Annotated in this window: 19 protein-coding genes; 10 read left to right on the plus strand and 9 right to left on the minus strand. The window is 72.1% G+C overall.

Annotated elements, in window-relative coordinates; genetic code table 11:
* Positions 1 to 42 precede the first annotated feature (42 nt).
* Together glgP and J2S66_RS23205 are read right to left on the minus strand one after the other, a co-directional pair.
* The gene (gene glgP, locus J2S66_RS23200; RefSeq protein WP_310309350.1) at positions 43 to 2,616 is read right to left on the minus strand and encodes an alpha-glucan family phosphorylase; all 2,574 of its coding nucleotides are present in this window, start codon (positions 2,614 to 2,616) and stop codon (positions 43 to 45) included.
* A gap of 154 nt (positions 2,617 to 2,770) precedes the next feature.
* On the minus strand, positions 2,771 to 3,001 hold the full coding sequence (locus tag J2S66_RS23205; RefSeq protein WP_310309351.1) for a hypothetical protein: 231 nt from the start codon (positions 2,999 to 3,001) through the stop codon (positions 2,771 to 2,773).
* A gap of 97 nt (positions 3,002 to 3,098) precedes the next feature.
* On the opposite strand from J2S66_RS23205, the gene J2S66_RS23210 reads away from it, so the two are divergent.
* The 9 genes from J2S66_RS23210 (at position 3,099) to J2S66_RS23250 (ending at position 15,983) form a co-directional block, all read left to right on the plus strand.
* Entirely contained in the window at positions 3,099 to 3,944 is an 846-nt protein-coding gene (locus tag J2S66_RS23210) for a helix-turn-helix domain-containing protein (RefSeq protein ID WP_344960529.1), read from the plus strand.
* A 2-nt stretch (positions 3,945 to 3,946) separates the two neighbouring features.
* Entirely contained in the window at positions 3,947 to 4,135 is a 189-nt protein-coding gene (locus J2S66_RS23215) for a DUF397 domain-containing protein (protein WP_310309352.1), read from the plus strand.
* Between the two features lie 262 nt (positions 4,136 to 4,397).
* On the plus strand, positions 4,398 to 6,374 hold the full coding sequence (locus tag J2S66_RS23220; RefSeq protein WP_310309353.1) for an alpha-1,4-glucan--maltose-1-phosphate maltosyltransferase: 1,977 nt from the start codon (positions 4,398 to 4,400) through the stop codon (positions 6,372 to 6,374).
* A 145-nt stretch (positions 6,375 to 6,519) separates the two neighbouring features.
* On the plus strand, positions 6,520 to 8,331 hold the full coding sequence (gene treS / locus J2S66_RS23225; RefSeq protein ID WP_310309354.1) for a maltose alpha-D-glucosyltransferase: 1,812 nt from the start codon (positions 6,520 to 6,522) through the stop codon (positions 8,329 to 8,331).
* 5 nt (positions 8,332 to 8,336) lie between these two features.
* The gene (locus J2S66_RS23230) at positions 8,337 to 9,677 is read left to right on the plus strand and encodes a maltokinase N-terminal cap-like domain-containing protein (RefSeq protein ID WP_310309356.1); all 1,341 of its coding nucleotides are present in this window, start codon (positions 8,337 to 8,339) and stop codon (positions 9,675 to 9,677) included.
* Positions 9,674 to 12,037, plus strand: coding sequence for a 1,4-alpha-glucan branching protein GlgB (glgB, locus tag J2S66_RS23235; RefSeq protein WP_310309357.1), 2,364 nt, complete (start codon positions 9,674 to 9,676; stop codon positions 12,035 to 12,037). The genes J2S66_RS23230 and glgB overlap by 4 nt, the downstream gene beginning before the upstream one ends.
* A 216-nt stretch (positions 12,038 to 12,253) precedes the next feature.
* Positions 12,254 to 13,042, plus strand: a complete 789-nt coding sequence (locus J2S66_RS23240; RefSeq protein WP_310309358.1) for a class I SAM-dependent methyltransferase — start codon at positions 12,254 to 12,256, stop codon at positions 13,040 to 13,042.
* Between the two features lie 45 nt (positions 13,043 to 13,087).
* A complete protein-coding gene (locus tag J2S66_RS23245) occupies positions 13,088 to 14,464 on the plus strand; it encodes a neutral zinc metallopeptidase (protein WP_310309359.1) in 1,377 nt (458 codons plus the stop codon).
* 85 nt (positions 14,465 to 14,549) lie between these two features.
* Entirely contained in the window at positions 14,550 to 15,983 is a 1,434-nt protein-coding gene (locus J2S66_RS23250; protein ID WP_310309360.1) for a neutral zinc metallopeptidase, read from the plus strand.
* Between the two features lie 83 nt (positions 15,984 to 16,066).
* Here J2S66_RS23250 and J2S66_RS23255 read toward each other — a convergent pair whose 3' ends face one another.
* From J2S66_RS23255 to J2S66_RS23265, 3 genes are read right to left on the minus strand one after another with little or no spacing between them, the layout of a single operon-like run.
* Positions 16,067 to 17,038 carry a tetratricopeptide repeat protein gene (locus tag J2S66_RS23255; protein WP_310309361.1) on the minus strand — a complete coding sequence of 324 codons (972 nt, stop codon included), beginning with the start codon at positions 17,036 to 17,038 and terminating at the stop codon, positions 16,067 to 16,069.
* Positions 17,035 to 17,916, minus strand: coding sequence for an SCO6745 family protein (locus J2S66_RS23260; protein ID WP_310309362.1), 882 nt, complete (start codon positions 17,914 to 17,916; stop codon positions 17,035 to 17,037). The genes J2S66_RS23255 and J2S66_RS23260 overlap by 4 nt, the downstream gene beginning before the upstream one ends.
* A gap of 57 nt (positions 17,917 to 17,973) precedes the next feature.
* A complete protein-coding gene (locus tag J2S66_RS23265) occupies positions 17,974 to 18,300 on the minus strand; it encodes an MTH1187 family thiamine-binding protein (protein ID WP_306747340.1) in 327 nt (108 codons plus the stop codon).
* 44 nt (positions 18,301 to 18,344) lie between these two features.
* Here J2S66_RS23265 and J2S66_RS23270 point away from each other — a divergent pair, with 44 nt between their 5' ends.
* Entirely contained in the window at positions 18,345 to 18,848 is a 504-nt protein-coding gene (locus J2S66_RS23270) for a MarR family winged helix-turn-helix transcriptional regulator (RefSeq protein ID WP_306747339.1), read from the plus strand.
* A gap of 79 nt (positions 18,849 to 18,927) precedes the next feature.
* Here the strand turns inward: J2S66_RS23270 and J2S66_RS23275 are convergent, their stop codons facing one another.
* The 4 genes from J2S66_RS23275 to J2S66_RS23290 all read right to left on the minus strand — a co-directional run bounded on the left by J2S66_RS23275 (position 18,928) and on the right by J2S66_RS23290 (position 23,608).
* Positions 18,928 to 19,251 (minus strand): DUF3817 domain-containing protein, encoded by a 324-nt coding sequence (locus J2S66_RS23275; RefSeq protein ID WP_310309363.1) that lies wholly within the window; start codon positions 19,249 to 19,251, stop codon positions 18,928 to 18,930.
* A 70-nt stretch (positions 19,252 to 19,321) separates the two neighbouring features.
* Positions 19,322 to 20,365, minus strand: a complete 1,044-nt coding sequence (locus tag J2S66_RS23280; protein WP_310309364.1) for an ABC transporter permease — start codon at positions 20,363 to 20,365, stop codon at positions 19,322 to 19,324.
* Positions 20,362 to 21,276, minus strand: a complete 915-nt coding sequence (locus J2S66_RS23285; RefSeq protein ID WP_310309365.1) for an ABC transporter ATP-binding protein — start codon at positions 21,274 to 21,276, stop codon at positions 20,362 to 20,364. Before J2S66_RS23285 ends, J2S66_RS23280 begins: the two co-directional genes overlap by 4 nt.
* Positions 21,277 to 21,406: 130 nt before the next feature.
* Positions 21,407 to 23,608, minus strand: a complete 2,202-nt coding sequence (locus J2S66_RS23290) for a GH92 family glycosyl hydrolase (protein WP_310309366.1) — start codon at positions 23,606 to 23,608, stop codon at positions 21,407 to 21,409.
* Positions 23,609 to 23,714 lie beyond the last annotated feature (106 nt).

The raw sequence follows: 23,714 nt of genomic DNA on the forward strand, positions 1-23,714 counted from the left end.
TCCGGATGACCGTCGGTCACCACCGACGGTCATCCGACCGGGTCACCAGCCCGCGAGCACCACACGTCCGAGTTCAGCCGGTGACGCCAGCAGGTCGTGCCGCGGCAGCACGCGCACGGTGTACCCGACGGCGCCCGCGTGCGGCAGCGGCACCTCGGCCTCGTAGTTGCCGTTGCCCGCGTAGGCCATGCCGTGCGTGACCACGTCGTACAGCTCGTCCGAGTCGCCGACCCGGCCGAGCGCCACCTGCACGTCCACCTCGGACGGCTCCAGCCCGGCCAGCTCGACCCGGGCCCGCACGCCGACCGGCGCGCCGAGCAGCGGCGCGGCGGACCCGTTGAGCGAGACGTCCGAGTCGAGCACCCGCACCCGCGTCCACGACGCGCGCAGCCGCTGCCGGTAGGCGGCCAACTCCTTGGCCCCGCGGTAGCCCTCGCCGACGACCGACGCGGCCGACGCGGCGGCGGGCGCGTACAGGTTCTCCACGTACTCGCGGACCATGCGCGACGCCTGCACGGCCGGGCCGAGCGAGGCCAGCGTGTGCCGGACCATCGAGAGCCAGCGCGCGGGCACGCCGTCCTCGCCGCGGTCGTAGAACAGCGGCGCCACCTGGTTGCCGAGCAGGTCGTAGAGCGCGGCGGCCTCCAGGTCGTCGCGCCGGGTCGGGTCGGTGACGCCGTCCGCGGTCGGGATGGCCCAGCCGTTGCTGCCGTCGTACAGCTCGTCCCACCAGCCGTCGCGGATCGACAGGTTGAGGCCGCCGTTGAGCGCCGACTTCATGCCGGACGTGCCGCACGCCTCCAGCGGGCGCATCGGGTTGTTCAGCCACACGTCGCAGCCCCAGTACAGGTACCGGGCCATGGACATGTCGTAGTCGGGCAGGAACACGATCCGGTGGCGCACGCCCGCGTCGTCGGCGTAGCGCACGATCTGCTGGATCAGCGCCTTGCCGCCGTCGTCGGCCGGGTGCGACTTGCCCGCGACGACCAGCTGCACGGGGCGCTCGGGGTGCAGCAGCATCGCGCGCAGCCGCTCCGGGTCGCGCAGCATCAGCGTGAGCCGCTTGTAGGTGGGCACGCGGCGGGCGAAGCCGACGGTCAGCACGTCCGGGTCGAAGACGGAGTCGGTCCAGCCGAGTTCGAGCGCGGACGCGCCGCGCTGGAGCCAGGAGGCGCGGGTGCGGCGGCGGACCTCGTCGACGAGCTTGCCGCGCAGGTCGTTGCGCAGCTCCCACAGCCGCTGGTCGGTGACCGGCTCGAACCCGTGCGGGCCGACGCCGTCGTCCTCGCCGTCGCCGAGCAGCCTGCTCATCTCGGTCGCGGCCCACGTCGGGCCGTGCACGCCGTTGGTGACCGAGCCGATGGGCACCTCGGTGGCGTCGAAGCCCGGCCACAGGCCGCGGAACATGTCGCGGCTGACCCGGCCGTGCAGCTTGGACACGCCGTTGGCGCGCTGCGCGAGCCGCAGGCCCATGTGGGCCATGTTGAACAGGCCGGGGTTCTCCTCCGCGCCGAGGGCGAGGACGCGCTGCGTGTTCACGCCCGGCAGCAGCGTCTCGGAGCCGAAGTAGTGCTGGACGAGGTCGACGGGGAACCGGTCGATGCCCGCCGGCACGGGGGTGTGCGTGGTGAACACGGTGCCCGCGCGCACGGCGGCGAGCGCCTGGTCGAAGTCCAGGCCCTCACCGGTGACCAGCTCGCGGATGCGCTCCAGGCCGAGGAACCCGGCGTGTCCCTCGTTGGTGTGGAAGACCTCGGGGCTCGGGTGACCGGTCAGGTCGCAGTACGTGCGCACGGCCCGCACGCCGCCGACGCCCGCCAGGATCTCCTGGCGGATGCGGTGGTCCTGGTCGCCGCCGTAGAGGCGATCGGTGACGCCCCGCAGGTCCTCGTCGTTCTCCTCGACGTCGGAGTCGAGCAGGAGCAGCGGGATGCGGCCCACCTGGGCCTTCCAGACCTTGGCGCGCAGCACGCGGTCGCCGGGCATGGCGACGTGCACGAGGAGGGGCGCGCCGGACGGCTCGGTCAGCAGCTCCAGCGGCAGGCCGCGAGGGTCGAGCACCGGGTAGTGCTCGATCTGCCAGCCGTCGAGGCTCAGCGCCTGGCGGAAGTAGCCGGACCGGTAGAGCAGGCCGACCGCGATCAGCGGGACGCCCAGGTCGGACGCCGCCTTCAGGTGGTCGCCGGCGAGGACGCCGAGGCCGCCGGAGTAGTTCGGCAGGGCTTCGGTGACGCCGAACTCCATCGAGAAGTAGGCGACGGCCGCGGGCAGGGGGGCCGACTCGTGGTCGCCGTGCTCGCGGCGCTGCCGGCCCTCGTCCCGGCGGCGCTGGAACCAGCGGGGGCCGGTCGTGTAGCGGTGCAGGTCGTCGGCGAGCGCGCGGACGTGGGTCAGGAACTGCCCGTCGCCGGCGAGCGCGTCGAGGCGTTCGGGCGACACGGTGGAGAGCAGGCGGAGCGGGTCGCCGTGCTCCGCCCACAGCTCCGGGTCGACGGAGGCGAACAGGTCCTGGGTGGGCTGGTGCCACGTCCACCGCAGGTTGGTGGCGAGGGTGCCCAGCGCCCCGAGCGGCTCGGGCAGGCTGGCTCGGACGGTGAACCGGCGGAGTGCTCGCATGGCGTCGGACCTTATCCCCCATCCAGCGGTGTCGAGCAACGGTCACCCGAACCGATGCAGGGACCGATACAGCCGGACCTGCGACAACGCTTCCCTGCAAGTTATTTCGCAGAAGCGCCGCAAGCGTTAACAGGGGAGGCCGGAACCCGCATGATCAAGCCCCCGAACGTGTGACCCCGCGCTCGGCCACGGCGGCCCGATAATCGATCAGGGCTTGCGGGAACAGCGCCGCGCACTCCTCCAGCACCCGCTCCGTCAGGACCAACTGGAAGGTGTTGTCCCCCTGGAACGAGAACTCGACCGCCTCGTCCTCGACGTCGACCGCGTGCACCACCCGGGCCCCGTCGTACGCCTTCACCCAACCACCGACAGCCACGCGCCCCACGGCGCCACCTCCTCTGCTTGATGCCACCCAGTTAATCTGCTTTAGGCAGCTTGCGTAAGTACTCGAAGGAGTGATCGTGGGCCAGACCGCCCAGACCATGCCCCGCCGGTTGCTCGGTGCCGAACTGCGTCGGTTCCGACTGCGCGCACAGCGCTCACAGGTCGAGGCGGCACGGGCGATCGGCCGCGATCAAGGTCGAATCAACAAGGTCGAGGCAGGCCGGAGCAACCTCCGACCGGAAGAGCTGGAGACGCTCCTGACCTTCCTCGACGTCACCCCCGAGGAGCGCGATCGCCTTCTCGCGATGAGTGTCGAGGCACGGAAAAGGTATCCGAGGTCACGTGCTTATGTAGATCACCTGCCGGATTCCTACCGGCGGTTCGCGACCCTCGAATCACAAGCAAGCGTGATCATGACCTACGAACGGGGCATCTTCCCGGGACTGCTCCAGACCGGGGAGTACGCCGAAGCAGTGATGCGGGCGGGTGACGGGCTGTGGTGGGAGCCGTCCTACGAGGAGCGGGCCGAGCGGGTGGCGTTCCGACTGGAGCGGCAGCGGGTGGTGTTCGACTCGACGCCGCCGCGCAGGGTCGAGTTCATCGTGACCGACGACGCCTTCCACGCCGAGTTCGGCGACCGCGAGCTGATGCGGCGGCAGGTCGAGCACCTGCTCCGGGTCGCGGACCGGCCCGGGGTGGACCTCTGGCTGCTGTCGGCCACGACCAGGAACAGCCCGGCGCCGCACGCCGGGTTCACGCTCCTGCACTTCGAACCCCCGGCCCCGGCGATCGGCTTCGCGTCGGTGGCGTACGGCCCCTCGCCCTACCTGGACGACCCGGCGGACACCCTCCCCCTGGGGCGGGTCTTCCAACGGCTCAAGCAGCTCTCGACGGGCCCGGCAGAATCGAAGGACGTCCTGAGAGAGGCACTGAGGAGGTCCTGACCATGTCCGACATCCCCACCGGCTGGTTCAAGAGCAGCTACAGCGGCGCGGCCACCGACAACTGCGTGGAGGTCCGGTTCGCCGGCGCGGAGCGCGCGGTCGGCGTGCGCGACTCCAAGAACACCCGCGCGACCCTCGCCGTCCCGTCCGCGCGCTGGTCGGCATTCGTCGCGTCGATGCGCCGGAGCTGACCGACGTGCGTTCGCGCCCCGCGTCATTGATCATGTTCACCGGAGGTTCCCGCGCCGTCGCCCGAACGGTGACGGCGCGGTAACCGGGCGGGACCCCAGGACCTGGGAACCTGCCCTCCACGGCGAGAACGTGCTCGCCACGTGTGCGATGCCATCAGACGGGGTACGAACAGCAGGTGGGTCCCGGTGACGGCTGGTCCGGCCGCTGCGGGCAGACTTGACCGTGCACGCGTCACACCAGGTGAGAGGGGCGCTGCTGCCGATGAGTGGACGACTCGGGATCGACGACGTCTCCCCGATCGTGAGCGGTGGTCGTTACCCGGCGAAAGCCGTGGTCGGCGAGCACGTTCCGGTCGAGGCGACGGTCTGGCGCGAGGGGCACGACGCCGTCGCCGCCACCGTCGCGTGGCGGGGTCCGAACGACCGGGTCGCCAGACAGACGCGGATGGTCCCGCTGGGCGTGGGCCTCGACCGCTGGGCCGCGACGATCGTGCCGGACGCCGAGGGCGCCTGGACGTTCCGCGTCGACGCCTGGAGCGACCCGTGGGCCACGTGGGTGCACGCCGTCGAGGTGAAGATCGCCGCCGGGCAGGGTCCGGAGGAGCTGGCCAACGACCTGGAGAGCGGCGCGCTGCTGCTCGACCGCGTCTCCCGCCGGCCCGACCGCCGCCGGGAGAAGCCGCTGCTGGCCAACGCCGCCGCGGCGCTGCGCGACCAGCACCGCCCGCTGGCCGAGCGGGTCGCCCCCGCGCTGGCCGCCGACGTCCGCCAGGTCATGCACGAGCACCCGGTCCGCGAGCTGATCACCAAGGGCAAGCCGCAGAAGGTCTGGGTCGACCGCAAGCGCGCCGCCTTCGGTTCCTGGTACGAGTTCTTCCCCCGCAGCACGGGCGGCGTGGACGAGTCGGGCGTGCCGGTCCACGGCACGTTCGCCACCGCGACCCGCGAGCTGGACCGCGTCGCGGCCATGGGCTTCGACGTCGCCTACCTGCCGCCGATCCACCCGATCGGCCGGGTCAACCGCAAGGGCCCGAACAACACCCTGCACGCCACCGAGGACGACCCGGGCTCGACGTGGGCCATCGGCGCGGACGAGGGCGGGCACGACGCGATCCACCCCGAGCTGGGCACGATCGAGGACTTCGACGCGTTCGTGGCCCGCGCCCGCGAGCTGGACCTGGAGGTCGCGCTCGACCTGGCGATCCAGTGCGCGCCCGACCACCCGTGGGTGCTGAAGAACCCGGAGTGGTTCACCACCCGCCCCGACGGCTCGATCGCCTACGCGGAGAACCCGCCGAAGAAGTACCAGGACATCTACCCGGTCAACTTCGACAACGACCCGCAGGGCATCTACAACGAGGTGCTGCGCGTCGTCCTGCACTGGGTCGACCACGGGGTGAAGATCTTCCGGGTCGACAACCCGCACACCAAGCCGCCGGACTTCTGGGCGTGGCTGATCTGGGCGGTCAAGGGCCGCCACCCGGACGTGCTGTTCCTGTCCGAGGCGTTCACCCGCCCCGCCCGCCTGTACGGCCTGGCCAAGCTCGGCTTCACGCAGAGCTACACCTACTTCACCTGGCGCACGACCAAGGAGGAGCTGACCGAGTTCGGCAACGAGCTGGTCGCGCACTGGGATGAGGCGCGCCCCAACCTGTTCGTGAACACCCCGGACATCCTGCACGAGTCGTTGCAGGTGGGCGGGCCGGGCATGTTCGCGCTGCGCGCGGCGCTGGCGGCGACGATGGCGCCGACCTGGGGCGTGTACTCGGGTTACGAGCTGTTCGAGCACGAGCCCGTCAAGCCGGGCAGCGAGGAGTACCTGAACTCGGAGAAGTACCAGCTCCGCCCCCGCGACTACGCGGCGGCGGTGGCCGAGGGCAGGTCGCTCGAACCGTGGTTGCGCAAGCTGAACGCGATCCGCCGGGCCCACCCGGCGCTCCAGCAGATGCGAACGCTGCGGTTCCACCACGTCGACAACCCGGCCCTCATCGCCTACTCGAAGCAGGACCCGGCCACCGGCGACACGGTGGTCGTCGTGGTGAACCTCGACCCGCACGAGGCGCAGGACGGCACCGTCTGGCTGGACCTGCCCGCGCTCGGCATCGACTGGCACGAGCGGCTGATCGCACACGACGAGGTCACCGGGGAGACCTGGGACTGGGGGCAGGCGAACTACGTCCGCCTGGAACCGTGGCGCGCCGCGGCCCACGTCGTGGGCGTGCTGCGCCGATCCGGCTAGGGCGGGGTCCGGCGGCCGGCGGCCACGACAGCCGGCGACAGGCGACAACCGATCCGGTCCCTTTTCACGCAGTCCCCGCGCTCGCAGACGAGCGCGCGGGACTATCGAACGTACCCCCAATGAGGTGGGACGAGGTGGAGCACAGATGCATGAAGAGGTCCGACCCGACGCCGCCCTGGTAGGGCTGGAGACCGTCCCCCACACCGGTGAGGGCATCCGCGCGGACGGCATGCTCGTCGAACCGCAGGCCGAGGACTTCCGCTCGGCGAAGCTGGTGCCGCGCGAACCGGACTGGTTCAAGGGCGCGGTCTTCTACGAGGTGCTGGTCCGGGCGTTCAGCGACTCGAACGGCGACGGCACCGGCGACCTGCGCGGTCTCGCGTCGCGGTTGGACTACCTGGAGTGGCTGGGCGTCGACTGCCTGTGGCTGCCGCCGTTCTACGCCTCGCCGCTGCGCGACGGCGGTTACGACATCTCCGACTTCCGCGCCGTGCTGCCCGAGTTCGGCACCGTCGAGGACTTCGTCTACCTGCTGGACGAGGCGCACCGGCGCGGCATCCGCGTGATCACCGACCTGGTCCTCAACCACACCAGCGACGCGCACCCGTGGTTCCAGCAGTCGCGGTCGGACCCGGACGGGCCGTACGGCGACTACTACGTCTGGAGCGACGACGATCAGAAGTACGCCGACGCGCGGATCATCTTCGTCGACACCGAGTCGTCCAACTGGACGTACGACCCGGTGCGCGGCCAGTTCTACTGGCACCGGTTCTTCTCCCACCAGCCGGACCTGAACTTCGAGAACCCGCACGTCCAGGAAGCCATGCTGGACACGCTGCGGTTCTGGCTCGACCTCGGCATCGACGGGTTCCGGCTCGACGCCGTGCCGTACCTGTTCGAGCAGGAGGGCACGAACTGCGAGAACCTGCCGCGCACGCACGACTTCCTCAAGCGCTGCCGCAAGGTCGTCGACGACGAGTACCCGGGCCGCGTGCTGCTGGCCGAGGCGAACCAGTGGCCGTCGGACGTGGTGGAGTACTTCGGCGACCCCGAGGTGGGCGGCGACGAGTGCCACATGGCGTTCCACTTCCCGCTGATGCCGCGCATCTTCATGGCGGTGCGGCGCGAGTCCCGGTTCCCGATCTCGGAGATCCTGGCCCAGACGCCGCAGATCCCGTCGGGCGCGCAGTGGGGCATCTTCCTGCGCAACCACGACGAGCTGACGCTGGAGATGGTCACCGACGAAGAGCGTGACTACATGTACGCGGAGTACGCCAAGGACCCGCGGATGAAGGCGAACATCGGCATCCGCCGCCGCCTGGCGCCCCTGCTGGAGAACGACCGCAACCAGCAGGAGCTGTTCACCGCGATGCTGCTGTCGCTGCCCGGCTCGCCGGTGCTCTACTACGGCGATGAGATCGGCATGGGCGACAACATCTGGCTCGGCGACCGGGACGCGGTGCGCACGCCGATGCAGTGGACCCCCGACCGCAACGCCGGCTTCTCGTCGTGCGACCCGGGCCGCATCTACCTGCCCGTGATCATGGACCCGGTGTACGGCTACCAGGGGCTCAACGTCGAAGCCCAGCTGAACAACCAGTCGTCCCTGCTCAACTGGACCCGCCGGATGATCGAGGTGCGCAAGCAGCACCACGCGTTCGCCGAGGGCGACTTCACCGACCTGGGCGGGTCCAACCCCAGCGTGCTGGCCTACCGGCGGCGCTACTGCCGGCCCGACGGCCGCGAGGACGTCGTGCTGTGCGTGAACAACCTGTCGCGGTTCCCGCAGCCGGTCGAGCTCGACCTGTCCGAGCACCGCGGCTCCCGGCCCGTCGAGCTGACCGGCGGTGTCCGGTTCCCCCGCATCGGCGACCTGTCGTACCTGCTCACGCTGCCGGGCCACGGCTTCTACTGGTTCCAGCTCGTGGACGCGGGCGACGACAGCGAGAGCAGGTGAAGGACGTGACCGAAGCGCACGACCTGGTCGACAAGGTGGTGGCCGAGCTTCCGGCGTGGCTGCCGGAGCAGCGGTGGTTCGGCGGCAAGGACCGCCCGATCACCTCGGTCCGCCCCCTCCGGACGACCGTGCTGCGCGACGGCGCACCGGTGCTGGTGCACCTCGTGGTGGAGGTGGAGCAGGGCGACCGGCGCGAGCCGTACCAACTGCTGGTCGCCGACCAGCCGGACAACCACGACGCGACGGGCGACCCCGAGCTGACCGGGCTGCTGCTCGACCTGATCGCGGAGGGCCGCGAGGTCGGCGGGCTGGTGTTCGCGCACGAGCCGGGCGTGGAGATCCAGGCGGGCCTGCGCGGCAGGCGCATCACCTCGGAGCAGTCGAACACCTCGCTGGTGTTCGGCAGCCAGTACATCCTCAAGCTGTTCCGCAAGCTCACGTTCGGCGAGAACCCGGACCTGGTGCTCCAGCGGGCCCTGCACGAGGTGGGCTGCGAGCACATCGCGCAGCCGCTCGGGTCGATCACCGGCGAGCTGGACGGCCGCGGCACGACCGTCGGCATGCTCCAGCAGTTCCTGCCGGACGCGGTGGACGGCTGGGCCATGGCCACGACGAGCGTGCGCGACCTGATGACCGAGCGGGACCTGCACGCCGACGAGGTGGGCGGCGACTTCGCGGGCGAGGCGCAGCGGCTCGGCCAGGCCGTCGCCACGGTGCACGCCGACCTGGAGCGCGCGCTGGGCGCCGAGCACGCCGACGCCGACGACATCGAGCGCAGCGTCCAGGCGATGGTCACCCGGCTGGACGACGTGGTGGCGCGGGTACCCGAGCTGGAGCCGTACGTGCCCGCGCTGCGCGAGGCGTTCGAGCAGGCCAGGGACACCCCGGGGGCCGTCGCGATCCAGCACATCCACGGCGACCTGCACCTGGGCCAGGTGCTGCGGACCGTCCACGGGTGGCTGCTGATCGACTTCGAGGGCGAGCCGGGCGCGCCGATCGACGAGCGGACGGCGCTGCGGTCGCCGCTGCGCGACGTGGCCGGGATGCTGAGGTCGTTCGACTACGCGGCGCACCAGCTGCTCGTCGGCCGGCCGGAGGACCACCAGCTGGCCGTGCGGGCGCTGGAGTGGTCGCGGCGCAACCGGGCGGCCTTCACCCAGGGCTACGCGGAGTCGGCGTCGCAGACGGTCGGCGACCCGCGCGAGCGCGGTTACCTGCTGCGCGCGTTCGAACTGGACAAGGCCGTGTACGAGGTCGCCTACGAGCACGCGAACCGACCGGAGTGGTTGACGGTCCCGTTGTCGTCGATCGCCCGCATCACTGGAGAGGGAGCGGTGCAGTCATGATCTCGCCCCAGGACGTCGACCGGCTGCTGGCCGGGTCGCACCACGACCCGCACTCGGTGCTGGGCGTGCACCACGTCCCCGAAGGCGTGGTGGCGCGCGCCCTGCGACCGGGCGCGTCCGCGGTGGCCGTGATGGCCGGCGACAAGCGGTTCGAGCTGGACCGCGTGACCGACGGGCTGTTCGCGGGGGAACTGCCCGAGCACCCCGGCGACTACCGGCTGGAGGTCGAGTACGGGTCCCGGGTCGTCGAGGTGGACGACCCGTACCGGTGGCTGCCGACGATCGGCGAGCTGGACCTGCACCTGATCGGCGAGGGCCGCCACGAGCGGCTGTGGGACGTGCTCGGCGCGCACGTGCGGACCTACGACACGCCCAACGGCGTCGTCAGCGGCGTGTCGTTCGCGGTGTGGGCGCCGACGGCGCGGGGCGTGCGGGTGATCGGCGACTTCGACGGCTGGGACGGCCGGGCGAACCCGATGCGCTCGCTCGGCTCGTCCGGGGTGTGGGAGATCTTCATCCCCGGCGTCCCCGTCGGCACCCGGTACAAGTTCCGCATCCTCGGCCAGGACGGCGCGTGGCACGAGAAGGCCGACCCGATGGCGTTCGCCGCCGAGAAGCCGCCCGCGACCGCGTCGGTCGTCACCGAGTCGACGTACTCGTGGGGCGACGCCGAGTGGGAGGCGAAGCGCGACGCCACGCAGTGGGTCAACGCGCCGATGTCGGTGTACGAGGTGCACCTGGGGTCGTGGATGCCCGAGAAGGACGGGCGGAGCCTGGGCTACCGGGAGCTGGCCGAGGAGCTGGCCGACTACGTGTCGTCGGCCGGGTTCACGCACGTCGAGCTGATGCCGGTGGCCGAGCACCCGTTCGGCGGGTCGTGGGGCTACCAGGTGACGTCGTACTACGCCCCGACCTCGCGGTTCGGCTCCCCCGACGACTTCCGGCACTTCGTGGACGCCCTGCACCGGCGCGGCATCGGCGTGATCATGGACTGGGTGCCCGCGCACTTCCCGAAGGACTCGTGGGCGCTGGCGAAGTTCGACGGCACCGCGCTGTACGAGCACCCCGACCCGAGGCGCGGCGAGCAGCCCGACTGGGGGACGCTCGTGTTCGACTTCGGGCGCAACGAGGTGCGCAACTTCCTCGTCGCGAACGCGCTGTACTGGATCGAGGAGTTCCACATCGACGGCCTGCGGGTCGACGCGGTGGCCTCGATGCTGTACCTCGACTACTCGCGGCAGGAGGGGCAGTGGCTGCCGAACCAGTACGGCGGCCGGGAGAACCTCGACGCCGTGCGGTTCCTCCAGGAGCTCAACGCCACGGTCTACAAGCGGCACCCCGGCGTGGTGATGGTCGCCGAGGAGTCGACGGCGTGGCCGGGCGTCACGCGGCCCACGCACCTGGGCGGCCTCGGGTTCGGCTTCAAGTGGAACATGGGGTGGATGCACGACACCCTGCACTACCTGTCGCGCGAGCCGGTCCACCGCTCGTTCCACCACAACGAGATCACCTTCTCGCTGGTGTACGCGTGGAGCGAGAACTTCACGCTGCCGCTGTCGCACGACGAGGTCGTGCACGGCAAGGGCTCGCTGTGGCAGCGGATGCCCGGTGACGACTGGAACAAGGCGGCGGGCCTGCGGTCGCTGCTGGCGTTCATGTGGGCGCACCCCGGCAAGCAGCTGCTGTTCATGGGCGGCGAGTTCGGGCAGCGCGGCGAGTGGTCGGAGTCGCGGTCGCTGGACTGGCACCTGCTGGACGACCCGCTGCACGCGGGCCTGCGGACGCTGATCTCCGACCTCAACGGCGTCTACAAGTCGTGCCCGGCGCTCTACAGCGCGGACGACCGCCCCGAGGGCTTCTCGTGGATCGACGCGAACGACTCGGGCGGCAACGTGCTGAGCTTCCTGCGCATCGGCGACGACGGCTCGGTGCTGGCGTGCGTCGCGAACTTCGCCGGTCAGCCGCACCACGACTACCGGGTGGGCCTGCCGTCGGCGGGGCGGTGGCGGGAGGTCGTCAACACGGATTCGGGCGCCTACGGCGGTTCGGGCGTGGGCAACCTGGGTGGCGTGGACGCGGAGGAGAGGCCGTGGCACGGCCGTCCCGCGTCGGCGGTGCTCCAACTGCCGCCGTCGGGCGTGCTGTGGCTGACGCCGGAGGAGCCCGTGGCCGGTGAGGCGTCGGCGATGGCGCTGTCCGGGGTGAGCGAGAGCGGTGCGGTGACGGAGGCCCCGAAGGTGGTGCGGACGCCGGGGTCGGCCCCGGTCGCCTCGTCCGGCGGGGTCGACGCGGCCACCCCGGACGGCAGGGTCGAGCCGTCCGGCGGGGTCGACGCGGCGGGCGGGATCACCGAGGCCTGAGGCGCCGCCCCGTCCCGACGCCCGGCAGGGGGCCCTGGGAGGGCCCCCTGCTTCGTCCCACCCGCCGCACCTCCGGGCCGCCGAACGCCGGTCCGCGGAACCGCGTGACGCCCCGACGAAGTCCTGCGCTCCGGTGGGCGACCGCGAGCCGCACCGCGACGCCACGACTGCGCTGAACAGCGGCGGACAGGCGTCGTCCGTGCCACCCTCGACCCCGTGGCCGGGGACATGTGGGCGGTGGGTGACGCGTACGAGGCGTACGTCGGGCGGTGGAGCAGGCCCGTCGCGGCGCTGTTCCTGGACTGGCTCGACGTGCCCGCCGGACGGCGGTGGGTCGACGTGGGGTGCGGCACCGGGGCGTTGACCGGGACCGTGCCGGCGGTGGCCGACCCCGCCGAGGTGGTCGGGGTCGACACGTCCGAGGGGTTCCTGGGGACCGCGCGCGAACGGGTGCGGGACCAGCGGGTCGTGTTCCGGGTCGGGGACGCCTGTTCCCTGCCCTTGCCGGACGGGCGGTTCGACGTCGTGGTCAGCGGGTTGGCGCTGAACTTCGTGGCGGACCCCGCGCGGGCGGTGGGCGAGTTCGCGCGGGTCGCCTCACCCGGCGGCGTCGTGGCCGCCTACGTCTGGGACTACGCCGGGGGCATGGCGATGATGTGGCACTTCTGGGAGGCCGCCGCCTCGCTCGACCCCGCCGTGGCCGAGCGCACCGAGGCGAAGCGGTTCACGCTGTGCCGGCCGGAGCCCCTCGAAGACCTGTGGCGCGGCGCGGGGCTGGACGGGGTCGAGGTGCGGGCGTTGGAGGTGCCGACCGCGTTCGCCGACTTCGACGACTACTGGACCCCGTTCCTCGGGCGCCAGGGCCTCGCGCCGTCCTACCTGGCGTCGCTGCCGGAGGACCGGCGGCTCGCCGTCCGGGACGCGGTCCGCGACCGCCTGCCGACCGGGCGCGACGGCTCCATCAGCCTGACGGCGCGCGCGTGGGCCGTGCGGGGCACGACCTGACTCGTCCGGCCCCCCGCAGGGGGTGCGGGCAGGCACAATGGACGAATGCGGCTCGCTTCGGCTCGGCTGGTCCTGCTGTCGACGCTCCTCGTCACGACGACGGCCTGCACGCACCTCGTGACGGGCTCGCCCACGGCCGGTGACGCGGTCACCAAGGGCACCGTCGACCCCGCGTTCATCCAGGGCACCGACGGCGGTCCCATCGACCAGTTGGCGGCCACCGCGATCACGGACGTCGACTCGTTCTGGGAGGAGACCTTCCCGACGACGTTCGGCGAGCCGTGGCAGCCGCTGGAGGGCGGCATCTACTCGGTCGACACGTCCGACCCGTCCGCGAAGCCGCCGCCGTGCACGGAGAAGGCCAGCGACGTGGAGGGCAACGCGTTCTACTGCCCGAGCGCCGACGCCATCGCCTGGGACCGGGCCGCGCTGCTGCCGGTGCTCAAGGACCGGTTCGGCGACGCCGCCGTGGTGATCGTGCTGGCGCACGAGATGGGCCACGCCGTGCAGAACCGCATGGGCATCACGCCCGAGGCGGAGCGGCGCGACCCCGCCAGGTACCCGACGATCCTCACCGAGGCGATGGCCGACTGCTTCGCCGGCTCGTTCATCAAGTGGGTGAACGACGGCAAGTCCGAGCACCTCGACATCGGGTCGGACACGCTCGACTCGGCCCTCGGCGCGCTCATCACCTTCCGCGACCCCGTCGGCACGTCCCCGGACGACCAGTCGGCGCACGGCAACGCGTTCGACCGCGTGTCCGCGTTCCAGGACGGCTACCAGCAGGGCACGAAGTTCTGCGCGGCGATGACCGTGCAGAACCGGCCGTTCACGCAGGAGGCGTTCACCAGCGCCGACGACCGCGACCGGGGCGGCAACCTGCCGTTCGACGAGATGCTGGAGTCGATCACCCCGGACCTGAACGCCTACTACAAGGCGCTGGTCGAGTCGGCGGGCGGGACGTGGGTCCAGCCCGGGGCCACGGCCACCGAGACCGAGCCGGACTGCTCGGGCGACCAGGGGCCGGTGGCGTTCTGCCCGGCCGAGAAGTCGGTGGAGATCGAGGTCAAGGAGGACCTGCCCGAGCTGCACGCCGAGATCGGCGACTACGCGACGGGCGTGCTGCTGGCCAGCCGCTACGGCCTGGCCGCGATGTCCCAGGTCGGCGTGGACGTCGAGGGCGAGGCGGCGGCGACCGGCGCGCTGTGCCTGGCCGGCACGTACACGCGCGAGGTGTTCACCCGGCAGCAGGGCTTCGGCCTGTCCCCCGGTGACCTGGACGAGGCCGTGCGGGTGCTGTTGACCTACGACTACGCGGCGCGCGACGCGAGCGGCGGGTCCGCGCTGGACCCCGGCTTCAAGCGCGTCGAGGTGTTCCGCGGCGGGGTGCTGGAGGGCGTCGAGTCCTGCGGGTTGGGCTGAGGATTCACCGGCTCCCACCCGAACGGGCGATCCGCTGGGTAGGGTTCGGCATCAACGTGAACCGCGGGAACGATGGAGCTGGGGCATGGGTCGACGGGCTTCTCTCTTCACGGCGCTCGTCGCCGTCCTGGCGTTGACCGGGTGCACGCAGCTGGTCAGCGGGCAGGGCCGGTCCGAGCGGCCGGACGTGAGCAAGGTGTCGGGGCTGGAGATCACCACCGGTGAGAGCGGGCCGAAGCCCGGCGTGCCGGACGCCGACCTCCAGGTGGAGAACGGCGACGGCGGCGAGATGGACCGGCTGGCCATCAACACCCTCGCCGACGTCGAGGCGTACTGGGCGGAGCAGCTGCCGGCGAAGTTCGACGTCGAGTTCGCGCCGGTCAAGCGGCTCGTGTCGTACGACTCGAACGGCAAGGGCGTCGACATCTGCCGCACCAACACGGCGGGCGTGGCCAACGCGTTCTACTGCTCCCTGGACGACTCGATCGCGTGGGACCGGGGCGAACTGCTGCCCATGCTCGACGACGCGTTCGGCCCGATGTCCGTGGTGACCGTGCTGGCGCACGAGATGGGCCACGCCGTGCAGTACAAGCTCGGCGACAAGGGCGGCGTCAACCAGGCCACGCCGACGATCATCAAGGAGCAGCAGGCGGACTGCTACGCCGGCAACTTCTTCCGGTGGGTCGCCGAGGGCAAGTCGGAGCACTTCCGCATCTCGACCGGGCCGGGCCTGAACCAGGTGCTGGCGACGATGTTCTTCATCCGCGACGCGGCGGGCACGTCCGCCGAGAAGCAGGGCGCGCACGGCAGCGCGTTCGACCGGGTGTCGGCGTTCCAGTTCGGCTTCGCGGGCGACCCGACGCGGTGCGCCGCGATCGACGAGGCGGAGATCAAGGCCCGCATCACGCAGCAGAAGTTCGACGCGCAGGACGAGGACCAGGGGTTCGGCAAGGGCAACCTCAAGGTGGACGACCCGCGCTACCTGGACCTGCTGGAGCAGTCGCTGAAGGACGCGTACGCCGAGTCCGGTGCGACGCCCCCCACCTTCACCACGGAGGAGGACGACTGCCAGGACGCCGCCGAGACCTCGCCCGCGTCGTACTGCCCGGCGACCAACTCGGTGTCCATCGACCTGCCGGACCTGGTGAAGATCGGCACTCCGCCGAAGCGCGGCCAGAAGGGCGGGATCGGCGACTTCGCCGCGTTCGCCGAGATCGCGTCCCGCTTCGCGCTGTCCATCCAGAAGGCCACCGGGTACTCCCTGGAGGGGCCTGCGGCGGGGTTGCGGACGGCGTGCCTGACGGGCGCCTGGGCCGGGACCACGACGGAGAACGAGGCCCGGCTTCGGTTGTCGTCCGGGGACCTGGACGAGGCCGTGGCGGAGTTGCTGGCCGACAAGAGCCTGATCGCGGCCGACGTGAACGGAACCGTGGTGCCGTCGGGGTTCGCCCGGGTCGAGGCCTTCCGGGACGGGTTCTTCGAGGGCTCCGGCTTGTGCACCCGGAAGTACTCCGGCTGAGGCCGACCCGGCCGAGGGAACGGGAACAGCGGGAACGGGGACGGGGACCCGCCGGAGCGGGTCCCCGTCACGGCCGGACGTGATCAGTACAGGGCGCTGGCCAGGTTGCGCCGGGCCTTCGCGACCCGCTCGTCGTCCGCCGGGAACAGCTCGAACAACCCGACCAGGTGTTCGCGGACCCGGTCGCGGTCCTCGCCGAACACCCTGCGCACGGTGTCGACCAGGCGCTTGAACGCCTGCTCGACGTCGTTCGTGGCCACCTCCAGGTCGGCGGCGGCCAGTTGGGCCGCCACGTCGTCCGGGTCGGCGTCGGCCTTCGCGATCGCGTCGCCGCCGACCTCCTCGGCACGGGCGGTGAAGCGGACCTGGGCCAGGGCGGCCTTCGCGTCGGCGTTGGCGGGCTCCGCGGCCAGGATGGCCTCGTAGGCGGCCTCGGCGGCGGCGAAGTCGCCCCGTTCGAAGGCTTCCTCGGCGGCGACGAAGCGGGGGTCCTCGAACTCCGGCTGCGGTTCGCCGCCGGCGTCGCCGCGGTTGGCCTCGGCGGCCTTGATGCCGGGCAGCCGGTCGCGCAGGGCGTCCAGCAGGCGGGTGATCCACTGGCCGAACTCGGCCTCCGGGAGGGGACCCGCGAAGGCGTCGATCGGCTGGCCGCCGGCGACGGCGACGACCGTGGGCACGGACTGGACGCCGAACGCCTGGCCGATGCGCGGGTTCGCGTCCAGGTCGACGCGCGCCAGCAGCCAGGCGCCGCCGCCGGCGCGGGCCGCCTTGTCGAGGATCGGGGAGAGCTGCCCGGCCTCGGGGCTCCAGGACGCGGTCAGCTCGACCACGACCGGGACGTCCAGGGAGCGCTCGACGACGGACTGGAACGTCGCCTCGGTGACGTCCAGCACCCACGGGCTCGGACCTGCGTCCGGAGCGGCGCCCGCGGGCGGGGGTGGGGTCGCGGAACGCTGCCTCGCGGCATCGGCCCGGGCCTTGAGGGCGCCGAGGTCGACGGCCCCGGACAGCGCGGCGGACAGTGCGGCGTTCTTGCGCGGGTCTGGCCTTGTCACGTTCCCATCCTGGCACGAGGGCCGGGACGGTCCGCGTCGGGTTGGCCGGCGATCTGCGCGACCGGGTCGATGGCCATGGGGTTGGTCCGCATGGCCTCGTTGAGGTGCCCCAGCCGGAGGGCGACGGGGGTCATCAGCCCGGTGAACCGGGCCGCGTCCACCTCCGCCCAGCAGTCGCGGGCGGCGTCGTCGGTGGCGCGTTCGACGTCGTCGCGCAGCGCCCGGCCGGCCGGGGTGAGGCCGTCGTCGACCAGGCCGCGTTCGCGCAGGGCCGATTCGGCGGCGGCCCACTCGTCCGCGGTCCAGCCGCGCGCCTTGCGCAGGTAGTCCGCGCCGAGGCCCTTGTCGGCGTCGAACAGCACGAGCGCCTCGCACGGCCCGAGCCCGGCGGCGACCAGGGCGGCGACGTGGCCGTCGCCCCGGGACTCGCGCAGCACGGTGCACGCCCACCACAGCGCGAGGTGGGGTTCGCCGGGCACGGGCAGCGCCCGGTTGGCCGCGGCGAGCACCCGGCCGGCGAGGGGCGTGGCCGTGGCGGCGGCGACGGCCAGGTCGGCGGCCTCCGCGAGGTCCAGCGACTCCAGCATCCGCCGCAGCGCGCCGTCGACGCCCTCCAGCCGGGCCTCCAGGTAGCGGGCGGGCGTGGCCACGTCCCACGCGTCGGGCAGCGCGCGGGCGACCATCCGCGGGTGGAAGGTGAAGAACGCGGCGGTCACGACCTCCGGCGGCACGGCGCCGAGCGGCGCGGCGCGCATGCCGAAGTAGCCCATCCAGCCGCCCTTGCAGCCGAGCGCGTCGGTGGCGGCCCTGGACTCCGGGGAGAAATAGGTGACGTCGTGGTAGGTCTCGAACCGGAGCCAGAGGTCACGAGGTGTCATGACCACCAAATTAGTAGGACGTCCTACTAAATGCATCCCCCGGACGACTCCGTCCGGCTACGCGGGACCGGTCGGCGCGGCGTCGTCGCCGGCGGCGAGGTGCCGTTCGAGGCGCTCCACCTTGGCCGTCAGCTGACCGGTGTGGCCGGGCCGGATGTCCGCCTTGAGCACGAGACCGACGCGGGGGGCGACGGCCTGCACGGCCTCGGTCGCCGCCTTGACCACCGCCATCACCTCGTCCCACTCGCCCTCGACCAGCGTGAACATGGCGTTGGTCTCGTTCGGCAACCCCGACTCGCGGACCACCCGCACGGCCTCGGCGACGGCCGCCGCCACCCCGTCGGACTCCCCGCCGAGCGGGCTGACACTGAAAGCGACGAGCACTGCTGCCTCCTGCCGGGCGGGTACTGACTGGTAGCTTCGGCGGCATGACGTCCCAGCCGCTGCCGTTCGACCCCATCGCGCGTGCCGCCGAGCTGTGGGAGAAGCGGATCGGACCCTCGACGTCGATGGCGGCGGTCACGAGCGTCATGCGAGTACAGCAGATCATCCAGTCCGCCGTGGACGCGGCCCTCAAACCGCACGGCCTCACGTTCGCGCGGTTCGAGGCGCTGGTGCTGCTGACGTTCTCCCGCGCGGGCAGCCTCCCGATGCGGGTCATGGGCGAGCGCCTCCAGCTGCACCCGACCAGCGTCACCAACATCGTGGACCGGCTGGAGGCCGACGGGCTGGTGCGCCGCACGCCGCACCCCACGGACCGCCGCACGACGCTGGTGGAGATCACCGAGGCCGGCCACACCCGGCGCGAGGCGGCGACCGAGGCCGTCACGACCGTCGACTTCGGCCTGCGCGGGCTCACCGACCGGCAGACCGAGCAGCTGACCGACCTGCTGGCGAAGGTCCGCCGCGCGGTCGGCGACTTCGACGACTGAGGACGACCGACGACTGAGGACGACCGGGGACGTCGCGACCCGCCGATCCGGTCGACCCCGGGGCGGGGCGGGAACGCGCTCAGTCCTCGGCGGTCCGAACCGGCCGGGTGTCGTCGAGGCGGCCGGTCTTCGCGGCCCAGCGCTCGAACACGACGGTGCCGAACGGCGGGATGCTCGCGAACAGCGCCCAGAACAGGGTCTTGCGGTCCCACTGCTGCGCCATCATCAGCGTCACGAGCACGTAGCCGACGAAGACGAGGCCGTGGATCGGCCCGAAGACCTTCACGCCGATCTCGTTCTGCACCACCACGTACTTGAAGAACATGCCGAGCAGCAGCCCGGCCCAGGACACCGCCTCGGCCATGGCGAGGAGGCGGAAACGGCCGACGGGGCTGGAGAGCATGTCCCCATTGTGGTGGGTGACGGCGCTCACCAGCCCCGCGGGGTGTCCGATTCGACTGGATCGGCCCGGCTCAGTCCTCCCAGCGGAACACGCGGGTCGCGACGAAGCCGACCACGAGCGTGAAGGCGACCAGCACCGCGGACGGCACCAGCAGCGCCTCCACGCCCTTGCCGCGCACCAGCACGTCGAGCATGCCGTCGTTCATGTGCCGCAGCGGGAACGCCTTCGACACGGTCTGGAGCCAGCCCGGCGCGTTGTCCACCGGGAAGAACGTGCCGGACAGGAACGCCATCGGCATGATGATCAGGTTCGCCGCGCCGGACGCGGCCTCCTCGGTCCTGCAGAACGCGCCGACCAGCATCCCGATCGCGAAGAACGCCGTGGTGCCGAGCACCAGCAGCGGCAGCGCGAGGTACCACTGACCGGTGAGCCGCAGGCCGAACAGGGGCAGCATCGCGACCGCCACGAACACCACGCCCTGGACGAGCGCCGTGCCGATGGAGACGAGGATGCGCGAGGTGAGCACGGTGGTCGTGCTGACCGGGGCGAGCCGGATGCGGCGCAGCACCTGCTTCTTGCGCCACGACACCAGGGTGAGGGCCGCGCCGAACACGCCGGAGAACGAGACCGCCCACGACAGGATGCCGGGCGTCAGGTACTGGATGGGCTTGAGCGAGGCGTCCTCGACCGGCACGGTCTCCAGGGTGAACACCGGCCGCACGTCGGCCACGCCGAGGTTCACCTTGTCCACCACGCCGGACACGATGCCGACGACAGTGCCCGCGGCGACCTGGTCGGTGGCCGCGAACACGAGGTCGACCTGGTTGCCGTCCACGACGACCGCGGCGGGCAGGTCGCCGTCGTCGACCTTCCGCCGGGCGTCGGCGGCGCTGCCGTGGCGCTCCAGCTCCAGCGCGCCGGTCTGCTCCAGGGCGGTGACCACCGGGCCGTCGCCGACCACGCCGATCTTCGTCCGGTCGTCGCCCGGGCTGCCGAGCAGCAGGCCGAACACGACCAGGAACAGCAGCGGGAACAGGAAGATGAAGAACAGGGCCATCCGGTCGCGCAGGAAGCCCTTGACCATGGCCGCCGCGAGGCTCTTGAACGCGGTCACGCGCGGTACTCCCGTCCGGTCAGGTCGAGGAACACGTCCTCCAGGGTCGCGGTGCGCACCTGGAGCCCGTCGAGCGTGCCGCGCTCGGCCAGCGCCGAGAGGACGGGCGCGGGCCGGCGGGTGGAGATGGTCAGCGAGACCTCGTCCTCGTGCGCGTCCTCGACCCCGGAGATGGCGCGGGCCGCCTCCGTGGTGAGCGCGCCCTTCCGGAGGACGACGTGGGTGGGCGCGTCGAGGCCGCGCACCAGCGTGGCGGGCGCGTCCATGGCCAGGACGCGGCCGCGGTCCATGATCGCCACGCGGTCGCAGAGGATCTCGGCCTCGTCGAGGTAGTGCGTGGTGTAGACGATGGTCTTGCCGCGGGCCTGGATGGCGCGCAGCACGTCCCACAGGTTGCGGCGGGCCTGCGGGTCGAGCGCGGCCGTCGGCTCGTCGAGGAACACCACGTCCGGGTCGTGCACCAGGGCGCAGGCGATGGACAGCCGCTGCCGCTGGCCGCCGGACAGCTTGTTCTCCTGCACGTCCGCCTTGTCGCCGAGGCCGACGAGCTCCAGCATCTCGTCCGCCCGGCGCGCGGTCACGCCGTACAGCGAGCCGAACGTCTGGAGCTGCTCGCGCGCGGTCAGCCTCTCGAAGAAGCTCGACGCCTGGAGCTGCACGCCGATGCGGGGCAGCAGCTCGGGGTTGCGCGGCCACGGTTCGACGCCGAGCAGCGTCACCCGGCCCGAGTCGGGCTTGCGCAGGCCCTCCACGATCTCCAGCGTCGTGGTCTTCCCCGCGCCGTTCGGCCCGAGGATGCCGAAGAACTCCCCCTCCGCCACGGTGAACGAGACGCCGTCCACCGCCTTCAGCCCGCCGTAGCTCTTGCGGATGTCCGCAACCACGACCGCTGGAATGCGTGCCCCACTCATGGCTGGACGGTAGCCCCCGGACAGCCGTCGGTGGTGGGGAACGGGCAGCCCTCGACCGAAGTGGACGGTGATCGATACCTTCGTAGGACGCACCGGTAGCGCTGCGCACGCCCCCGACCACGAGGCGTGCTCACAGGCCCCGGGTGGCCTCGACCGGGGCGTCGGCCAGCTCGTGGGCGACGGTCGTGCCCGCCGTGAGCACTTCCCACGACAGCCGCACGTCGTCCCACGGCTCGTCGCCCACCCGCAACGCCCTCGTGCACTGGAGGCGGGACGGGTCGGCGCCGGGCGCGGTGACGGTCAGGTCGCGGCCGTCCGCCAGGTGCACGACGGCGCGGGCGAACCTCGGCGTGTTGAGCACGAACTCCCCCGTGCCCGGTGTCACCGGGTACAGGCCGAGCGCCCCGAGCACGTACCACGCGGACATCGTGCCGAGGTCGTCGTTGCCCGTGACGCCGTCGGGCGCGGCCACGAACAGGGTCTGCGCCGCCCGCACCACCACCGAGGTCTTCCACGGCGCGCCGAACAGCGCGTACATCCACGGCACGTGCAGGTCCGGCTCGTTGTTGGGGTTGTAGCGGTGCTGGTCGTAGTAGTCGTACGGCCCGACGACCCACTTGTCGCGCACCGCGCGCGCCGGGTCGGCCGGCAGGTCGGTGAAGGCGAAGAAGTCGTCCAGCCGGGCGAGCGCGGCCTCCCTGCCGCCCAGCAGCCCGACGAGCCCGTCCACGTCGTGCTGGGCCAACCACTGGTACTGCCACGCCGTGCCCTCGTGGAAGCCGTCCGGCCCTTGCGCGCTGAACGGCGACAGCCACGCGCCGCCGGCCACCTTCGGCCGCGGGAACCCGCGGAAGCCGCGATCGGTGACCGAGGGGTCCCACAGCGCGCGGTGGTTGCGGCCCCTCGCGCGCAGCACGGCGGCGTCCTCGTGGTGGCCCAGGGCTTCCGCCATGATCGACAGGGCGTGGTCGGCGAGCGCGTACTCCAGGGTCGCCGACGCGCCGTGGTGCGGGTCGACGTCCTGCCCCTTCTTCGGGAAGCCCGGGTCGTGCCGGACGAACCCGTCCGCGAGGTAGGACGGGTTGCCCGCCCTGCCCTCGAACGGCGAGGACGCGGGCGGCACGGACGTCGCGTTGCGCCACAGCGCCCGGTACGCCTGCTCCTCCCGGCCCTCCAGCGCGCCGAACCGCCACAGGTCGACCAGGAACGGCGTCACCGGGTCGCCGGTCATCGTGTTGGTCTCCTGGTTGGCGTACGCCCAGCGCGGCAGCCACCCGCCCTGCTCGTGGACCGCCAGCACGGACCGGGCGACGTCCCGCGCGCGGTCCGGCCGCAGCAGCGCGAGCAGCTGGTTGTGCGCGCGGTAGGTGTCCCACAGCGAGAAGTACTCGTGGTAGGTCCAGCCGTCCGCGCGGTGCACCCGGTCGTCGAACCCGCGGTAGCGGCCGTCCACGTCGTTGCCGGTCAACGGTTGGAGCAGCACGTGGTACAGCGCCGTGTAGAACACCACGAGGTCGTCGGGGTCGGCGCCCTCCACCTCCACGGACCCCAGTTCGCGCCGCCACTCGTCCTGCACGGCCGCGCGCAGCTCGTCGAACGCCCTGCCCCGCGACTCGGCCAGGTTCTTCGCCGCGCCCTCGGCGTCCACGTGCGAGAGGGCCGTCGCCACCGTCACCGGGTCGTCGCCGTCGAACACCGCCCACTGCCCGCGCAGGCCCGCGCCGCCCTCCGCGCCGCCCCAGTTCCCGGTGGTCCGGAACGGCCGGTCGAAGGTGGTGGTGAACCAGGTCGTGTAGGGCTTGCCGCCGCAGAACGCCTGCGCGGTCACGGTGCCCGCGAACGTGCGGTCGTCCACCACCCGCACGGAACTGGCGGACACGGGCTCCTCGTCGTCGGCCTGGCCGACGTTCACCAGCACGTGCGGCGTGGACCCGGGCGGGAAGGTGAACCGCTCGACGCCGGTGCGGGTCGTCGCGGTGCACTCGGCGGTGATGCCGGACGCCAGCCGCACCCGGTAGTAGCCGGCTTCGCCGACCTCGCCGTCGTGGGTGTACCCCGAGGCGTGCGCGCGGTGGTCGAACGACGCCGGCAGGCCGAGCGCGGGCAGGACCGGCACCAGCCCGCCCTGCTCCCGGCAGCCCGCGCCGGACAGGAAGAAGTGCCCGAACCCGCGGATGGCCGGGTCGTCGTAGCGGTAGCCCGCGTAGTGCGACCCCACGGGGCTGGAGTGGGCCATGCCGAACGGGGCCGACGCGCCGGGGAACGTGTTCCCCTCGTCGCGCGTGCCGATGAACGTGTTCACCCGGCCGACCGGGTCGAGGTCTGCCGCCATGACACCCACGGTAGCCCCCACCAGCAGCGCCTGTCCGGTTCGGGACAACGCGCGACGTTGACATCCGCTGGTGCGGGGTGTGTGATTCGGCCACTATGACAACGTT

Origin of the sequence: Saccharothrix longispora (genome assembly GCF_031455225.1) — a bacterium.
GTDB lineage: Bacteria > Actinomycetota > Actinomycetes > Mycobacteriales > Pseudonocardiaceae > Actinosynnema > Actinosynnema longispora.

What these genes read in the sequence shown, in the direction of transcription:
- J2S66_RS23245 (WP_310309359.1), top strand. Translation starts at nt 13,088, where the DNA reads ATGCGGCTCGCTTCGGCTCGGCTGGTCCTGCTGTCGACGCTCCTCGTC.
- J2S66_RS23270 (WP_306747339.1), top strand. Translation starts at nt 18,345, where the DNA reads ATGACGTCCCAGCCGCTGCCGTTCGACCCCATCGCGCGTGCCGCCGAG.
- J2S66_RS23290 (WP_310309366.1), bottom strand. Translation starts at nt 23,608, where the DNA reads ATGGCGGCAGACCTCGACCCGGTCGGCCGGGTGAACACGTTCATCGGC.
- J2S66_RS23220 (WP_310309353.1), top strand. Translation starts at nt 4,398, where the DNA reads ATGAGTGGACGACTCGGGATCGACGACGTCTCCCCGATCGTGAGCGGT.
- J2S66_RS23275 (WP_310309363.1), bottom strand. Translation starts at nt 19,251, where the DNA reads ATGCTCTCCAGCCCCGTCGGCCGTTTCCGCCTCCTCGCCATGGCCGAG.
- treS (WP_310309354.1), top strand. Translation starts at nt 6,520, where the DNA reads ATGCATGAAGAGGTCCGACCCGACGCCGCCCTGGTAGGGCTGGAGACC.
- glgP (WP_310309350.1), bottom strand. Translation starts at nt 2,616, where the DNA reads ATGCGAGCACTCCGCCGGTTCACCGTCCGAGCCAGCCTGCCCGAGCCG.
- J2S66_RS23250 (WP_310309360.1), top strand. Translation starts at nt 14,550, where the DNA reads ATGGGTCGACGGGCTTCTCTCTTCACGGCGCTCGTCGCCGTCCTGGCG.
- J2S66_RS23215 (WP_310309352.1), top strand. Translation starts at nt 3,947, where the DNA reads ATGTCCGACATCCCCACCGGCTGGTTCAAGAGCAGCTACAGCGGCGCG.
- J2S66_RS23285 (WP_310309365.1), bottom strand. Translation starts at nt 21,276, where the DNA reads ATGAGTGGGGCACGCATTCCAGCGGTCGTGGTTGCGGACATCCGCAAG.
- J2S66_RS23260 (WP_310309362.1), bottom strand. Translation starts at nt 17,916, where the DNA reads ATGACACCTCGTGACCTCTGGCTCCGGTTCGAGACCTACCACGACGTC.
- glgB (WP_310309357.1), top strand. Translation starts at nt 9,674, where the DNA reads ATGATCTCGCCCCAGGACGTCGACCGGCTGCTGGCCGGGTCGCACCAC.
- J2S66_RS23210 (WP_344960529.1), top strand. Translation starts at nt 3,099, where the DNA reads ATGCCCCGCCGGTTGCTCGGTGCCGAACTGCGTCGGTTCCGACTGCGC.